The sequence below is a fragment of the Stenoxybacter acetivorans DSM 19021 genome, assembly GCF_000745895.1.
Taxonomy (GTDB): Bacteria; Pseudomonadota; Gammaproteobacteria; order Burkholderiales; family Neisseriaceae; genus Stenoxybacter; species Stenoxybacter acetivorans.
The window spans coordinates 26,115-32,221 of the sequence record NZ_JQKE01000028.1 but is presented as its reverse complement, the minus strand read 5'-3'; the positions used below and the strand labels follow the sequence as shown (position 1 = coordinate 32,221).

Here is a 6,107-nt window from a genome sequence, read left to right as displayed (position 1 = left end):
GTCTGTACAGAACATCGCATCAATCAAAAATTTACCCGAGTTGCCCGCCCACAGACCAATGGTAAGGCAGAGCGGGTTATCAGGACGTTGATGCAGATGTGGCACGATAAAACACGCTTTCAGGACAGTGAGCATCGAAAGCTGGAGCTAAATCGCTTCATCAACTACTACAATACGGTGAAGCCTCATAAATCGCTTAACGGGGCGACACCATACGAGGTACTAGAGAAATATTTTTATTTTGATGAAAAGTGTAAACAACGCGGGTAATTCTTACACAATAGTCCGTTTTCTACCGTACCGTACAGGGCTTGATTGTTTTGGATTGCTGCGTGATTAAAAAAGAAATTTGTTTGATGTATATTGCCGCAAAAACAACCAGCTGCATCATCTGTTGCCGCGATGTATATACTGCGGCAATTGCAACAGAGACTCACGATTAGACGGAGAAAATACTTTGGCAGCAGCGGTGTTTAAATCACACCATAAATAACGCAAATGTTCACGCTCAGACAACACAATCGGCGCATCAGACGGCACACACACAGAGAATACATGCTCGGTATTGCGGGTAACGCCGGGTGCGTAGCGATGCCGCCAATGTGCGTAAATCTCATAATCTTGCGTTTGATGCCAATCCCGTAATTGCGCCGCCGGCACACACAAACCGGTTTCTTCCGCCAATTCACGTAAGGCTGCCTGAAACGGGGTTTCGCCCCACGCCAAGCTGCCGGTTACCGATTGCCAAAAACCGGGTTTATCGGCACGTTCCAACAGTAAAATCCGCTCCGCCGCGTCATGTATCAAAACCAACACGGAAACAGGTTGTTTATACGATGATTTTGTTTCGGTATTCATGGTTGTTTTAAAACCAGACTTTCGGGAATCCAGCTGCCTGAAAAGGCTTTTTCCAATGCACTCGCGGTTGGATCTGATTGCAATAATTGCAAAGCTTGCTGTCGGGCTTCTTGGTCTAACCGCTGCTGCTGCATTTGCGGTGTTTCCGGGTGATTGTCTTCCCGTTTTTGGATTTGCACACGTATTTCACGCCCGTATGCCTCAGATAAAACCGTGCTTAATCGGTTTAAATTTTGTTTATTGAATGTGGCGTTGCCCTGAGCCGCCAATGCCAGCGTTAATTCGCCATTTTCAGATTGAAACGCCGTTATCGCTGAATGCTGACTAAACATCTGCGCTGCACCCAATTTCGGTGCAATTATTTTCAGAATGTCCGACCAGTTATCAGCGGTCAATTCAGGCAAGGGTTGGCTAACTTTGGGCGGCTGCTCGTCGGCAAATTTATTTGATCTTTCAGGTAGCCTGTCTTCATCTGCCGCTGCGTTATCTGTTTGTGTTTCATTCTGCAACGGTGATGCCGATTTCAATTCGGCTTCTGGCGCATTTGCTTGCGGCAGTAAATCGGTATCGGCGGCGGTAATGGTAGCGGCAATGGTCGATACGGTTTCACCCAAATCCGCATCATTATTCGGCAATGAAACAGCGGCAATCGGTGTGGCTTCAATCGGCGGCACAGGCTTGCTGACATTTGCCGCCGCCGTTTCAGGCTTTGGGGCAGGTGTTGTTTCCGGATTGTGCAGTGCGCTGCCGATAATTTGCCCATCAACAGGCTGTGCCGCTGCCGCCATCGGCGCAAATGCCAGCATACGCAACAAAGTCATCACAAACCCTGCGTATTCATCGGGCGCGGCGGTGAGGTCTTGTTTGCCGCGAATGGCACATTGATAATACAACTGCAATTGTTCACTGCTGAATTGCTGCGCCAACTGCTGCAAAGCGGCATAATCGGGATCATCGGCAGGAATGGCACTCGGCACCACTTGCAGCAAACTCAATTGCTGCAACAATAACGCCAACTCACCCAAGGCATTGTCAAAACCCACGGCGCGGCTTGCCATTTCAGCGGCTTTATCCATCAGGGCTTGCCCGTTTTGTGATGCCAATGCACGCAGCAAATCGTATAAATAGCTGTGATCCACCGCACCAATCATATTGCGGACATCGGCTTCCGTTACATTGCCTGAACCCATGGCAATGGCTTGGTCCAGCAAACTCAAGGCATCGCGCATAGAGCCGGCGGCGGCGCGCCCCAATAAATTCAGCGCGGTATCTTGATAGCCGATTTCTTCGGTTTTCAACACATGCGCCAAATGATCGCGCACTTGCAAAGCATTAAGGTTACGCAGCACAAATTGCAAACAGCGGCTCAATACGGTTACCGGTACTTTGTGCGGATCGGTGGTGGCAAGAATGAATTTGACGTGCTCGGGCGGCTCTTCCAGCGTTTTGAGCATGGCATTGAATGCGCTTTTAGAAAGCATATGCACTTCGTCAATAATATAGACTTTGTATTTCCCTTGTGTGGGCGCATATTGGGCGTTTTCCAAAACCTCGCGGATATTATCGATGCCTGTGTTGGACGCGGCGTCAATTTCCAGCAAATCCACATAGCGGCCGCTGTCGATTTGGGTACAGCTGCTGCACACGCCGCAAGGTTCACCCGCAGCCGCATCAGGGCAATTCAGGCTTTTTGCCAAAATCCGTGCAATCGTGGTTTTGCCCACCCCGCGCGTACCCGTGAGCAAATAAGCATGGTGAAGCCGCCCTTTTTCCAAAGCGTTCACCAATGCTTTGACCACATGCTCTTGCCCGACCAAATCAGCAAATTTTTTCGGCCGCCATTTGCGGGCTAATACTTGGTATGCCATATTGTTGTTACCCAAAAACAGAATTCAGGCAGCCTGTAAATGTATTTAATTAACGCATTCATTCAGGCTACCTGAAAAATAATTACAATTCACCGCCCAAAGCATTGGCAATATCACGCACGGCGTGAACGTAATAGCGGCTGTGATTATACTGCCAAACCGTGTAAAAATTATTCAAGCCCAGCCAATACTCATATTCACCCGGTGTTACTTCCAATTGATACAGCACACCCAAATCAGCATCGGCAATTTGCATCGGAACAAACACACCCATGCGCCGCCATTGTCCGGCGGTGTATTTCAGCTCGGTTTTGTCATCAATAAGCGTTTGCAGCTGCGGCGTGATGTTCATGCCCACGCGCACCGCCATGGGCTTGCCTGTTTGCCAGCCGTGCTGTTTCATGTAATTGGCAATCGAGGCAGCGGTATCGCCGACATTATTCCAAATATCACGCTTGCCGTCTTTGTCCCAATCCACCGCCCATTTGCGGTAACTTGAGGGCATAAACTGCGGCATACCCATCGCGCCGGCATAACTGCCTTGAAAATCAAACGGGCTGCGCTTCTCTTCACCAACCAATTGCAGAAATTCCGCCAATTCCTGCTGAAAAAATTCGGCACGGCGCGGATAGTTAAATCCCAGCGTTGTGAGTGCATCAGCAACGCGAAATGAGCCGGTAACTGTGCCGTAATGGGTTTCAATACCCAGAATTGCCAAAATCAACGTTTCGGGTACACCGTATTGGCGCGATACCGCAGCCAGCACCGAAGCATATTCTTGCTGAAACCACTGACCGTCTTTAATTCTTTTTCCGCTGACATGATTGGCACGAAAACGATACCAAGGCGAAGAGGTGCTCGGGCGATCCATCGCAGCGATAATGCCGGGCTTATTTACCGCATTGGCAAACAAGGTTTCCAATTCACCGCGTGCCAGACCCTTTTTGGTTTGCGCATCAATAAACCGCTGCACATCAGCGCGGGCAAGCAATGATTCAGGAGCGGCAGCGATTACCGTACCTTGGGTTTCATTGCGTATTTGAATTTCATTCGGTGCGGCAGATACCCTGCCGCCAAGACTCAGAAACACGATAACAGCGGCAAAAAGTGATTTGCGGTTCATAACAAATGATTCCATAGCAGTTAATAATATTATTTCAGATGAAGAATATAACAGAACAACACCAACACCGATATAAAATATACCTTTACTGTTGAAGCAATCACACACCGTTCACGGTGCAGTGCAATTATGCAGCCGAAACACCTGGCAACAGCAGACAATATCCGATATTTCGGCTGTATTATCAACAAAAAACGGTATTTCCTATGAAATACCGTTTTTTTTAATTGATGCACAAATAACTGATGGTTTTAGAGACAGCACCCGGCGATTGCCGGCAAAGCGTTACGAATCGCTCGCCAACCCAAACCCAAATTGGCTTTTTGTTCGGTAATCAAAAACGCATATGCGTAAGGCTTGCCCGGAACAGCCGCCATAAAATGGAAAGTGCTGCCGATGTTCATCTGCATTTCTGTCACCGAATTGCGCTGTACTGTTTTTCCTCGCCGCTCGGCAATCATGTCTTCAACGGCGTAAGTATTCCGGCCACGCACCATATTCACTGCAGCACCCGCCACCGCATCTAAATATTCCTGATCAAAATGCGGCACTTCATGATACACACCCAGAATCATTGCCGAATCGGTATCCACCACCGCCACACCAATCGCATGAGGAACTTCGTTATAAATTTGCTTACAAACTTCATCAATATTGCTCATTATTGAACCTTTAAATTTTTCAAATTTTTTAAAATAAATAGCTTATTGGTTTTTACGGATAGACTTGAATACAATTCCGGCAAACCCTCATCCAATATAATTCTGCTTTGTTTCAAAAGTATTGCATTCTATTCTGTGGAATGATTTCGCACTGTAAATAAAATCAATCATAATAAATAACGTTACTATTTACCTATTTATCACTAGCCCAATAAAAAAACAGCCTGTACTGCGAATACAAGCTGTTTTTGATAAAAAAGGAAATATTGGGTGTTTGCTTTATTTGCCCACTTTAATTTGCTGCCACAGCCGCACGGTGAGTTTTTTCGCATCATCGCTCATTTGCGGCATCACAAAACCATTGCTCATGTCTTCAACCGACGGGAAGATGGAACGGGTGGCAACCAATTCCGGGTTCATCAATTTACGGGCGGGCAAACTGGCAGGTGCAAATGTTACTTCATTGCCGTTTTTTGCCGCCACTTCAGGGTTGAGTGTATTGTTGATGTATTTATGGGCGTTTAACACATTTTTCGCGTCTGCCGGAATCAGCCAAGATTCAATCCAAAAGCCCATGCCTTTCGGTGTTAATACTTCAATACCAACCTCATTTTTCACTTCTTCCGAACGGGCTTTTGCCATATTCAAGTCGCCGCCGTTGCCCGCTGCCAAACACACATCGCCGCGCGCCAATTCATCAATAACCGACGGGCTGAAGCGTTTCACATCAGGGCGAATACCTTCCAATACCGCTGCCGCCGCTTTGATGTCATCAGGCGAAGCACCTTTGGGGTCTTTGCCCAAATAATTCAATATAATCGGAAACATTTCGCTGGGCGTATCCCACAGCGCAATGCCGCAGGATTTCAGCTTCTGGGTGTATTCGGGTTTAAACAGCAAATCCCAGCCGTTTTCAGGCAGCACGCCGCCCAATAATTCTTTGCCTTTATCGGTAATCGCCAAAGTGTTTACACCGCTGAAATACGGCACGGCATATTCATTGCCCGGATCAGCGGTTTCCATCATTTTCAGCAACGCAGGATCAATGTTTTGATAATTCGGAATCAAGTCTTTGTGTACTTTTTGATACGCACCCGCGTTAATTTGGCGCGGCAAAAAGGCAATGCCCGGCACAACCAAATCATAACCGGATTTGCCGGTAAGCACCTTCGCTTCTAACGTTTCATTGTTTTCGTAGAGATCGTAATTAACCTTAATCTGATTGGCTTTGGCAAAATCAGTAACCGTGCTTTCGTCCACATAATTCGACCAATTATAGATATTCAGCTCTTCGGTTTGCGGCAAACCATCGGTATTGGCAGCGGTATCCGAAGCAGTAACGGCAGACGCGGCGGGTGTTGTTTGGCTGTCGGCAGTATTGCCGCCGCAAGCGGCTAAGGTGAAGCCCATTAACGCGATAAACAATTTAGTAACTTGATTCATGAACGGTATCATTCCTTTGTTGGGTGAAAAACGTATAACACGGCTGCCTGAAAAACCATGATTGGGGTTTCAGGCAGCCGCTGCGGTACAGCCATTTTATTTCCGATAAATCAATTGAAAATCAAACAGCTGTGAGGTTGTGTATTTTATGAG

6 protein-coding genes are annotated in these 6,107 nt (G+C 47.3%); 1 reads left to right on the top strand and 5 read right to left on the bottom strand.

Features of this window, described 5'->3' with window-relative positions; translation table 11 throughout:
* Positions 1–270: integrase core domain-containing protein (locus Q384_RS05220; protein ID WP_037586401.1), on the top strand; the 270-nt coding region annotated here is incomplete at its 5' end.
* A 117-nt stretch (positions 271–387) separates the two neighbouring features.
* Here the strand turns inward: Q384_RS05220 and nudB are convergent.
* The 5 genes from nudB to Q384_RS05195 all read right to left on the bottom strand — a co-directional run bounded on the left by nudB (position 388) and on the right by Q384_RS05195 (position 5,954).
* Positions 388–858: a dihydroneopterin triphosphate diphosphatase gene (gene nudB / locus Q384_RS05215; RefSeq protein ID WP_037586400.1), complete on the bottom strand. Its 471-nt coding sequence runs from the start codon at positions 856–858 to the stop codon at positions 388–390.
* Entirely contained in the window at positions 855–2,726 is a 1,872-nt protein-coding gene (dnaX, locus tag Q384_RS05210; protein ID WP_037586399.1) for a DNA polymerase III subunit gamma/tau, read from the bottom strand. The genes nudB and dnaX overlap by 4 nt, the downstream gene beginning before the upstream one ends.
* An 82-nt stretch (positions 2,727–2,808) precedes the next feature.
* Positions 2,809–3,849, bottom strand: a complete 1,041-nt coding sequence (gene mltB, locus Q384_RS05205; protein ID WP_051940493.1) for a lytic murein transglycosylase B — start codon at positions 3,847–3,849, stop codon at positions 2,809–2,811.
* Between the two features lie 251 nt (positions 3,850–4,100).
* Complete coding sequence (locus tag Q384_RS05200) at positions 4,101–4,511, bottom strand: roadblock/LC7 domain-containing protein (protein WP_037586398.1); 411 nt, start codon at positions 4,509–4,511, stop codon at positions 4,101–4,103.
* A gap of 279 nt (positions 4,512–4,790) precedes the next feature.
* Positions 4,791–5,954 (bottom strand): type 2 periplasmic-binding domain-containing protein, encoded by a 1,164-nt coding sequence (locus tag Q384_RS05195; protein WP_425423474.1) that lies wholly within the window; start codon positions 5,952–5,954, stop codon positions 4,791–4,793.
* Positions 5,955–6,107 lie beyond the last annotated feature (153 nt).

Excerpts from the sequence above, each read along its gene's own strand:
- nudB (WP_037586400.1), bottom strand. The coding sequence starts at position 858 with ATGAATACCGAAACAAAATCATCGTATAAACAACCTGTTTCCGTGTTG.
- dnaX (WP_037586399.1), bottom strand. The coding sequence starts at position 2,726 with ATGGCATACCAAGTATTAGCCCGCAAATGGCGGCCGAAAAAATTTGCT.
- mltB (WP_051940493.1), bottom strand. The coding sequence starts at position 3,849 with ATGAACCGCAAATCACTTTTTGCCGCTGTTATCGTGTTTCTGAGTCTT.
- Q384_RS05200 (WP_037586398.1), bottom strand. The coding sequence starts at position 4,511 with ATGAGCAATATTGATGAAGTTTGTAAGCAAATTTATAACGAAGTTCCT.
- Q384_RS05195 (WP_425423474.1), bottom strand. The coding sequence starts at position 5,954 with ATGAATCAAGTTACTAAATTGTTTATCGCGTTAATGGGCTTCACCTTA.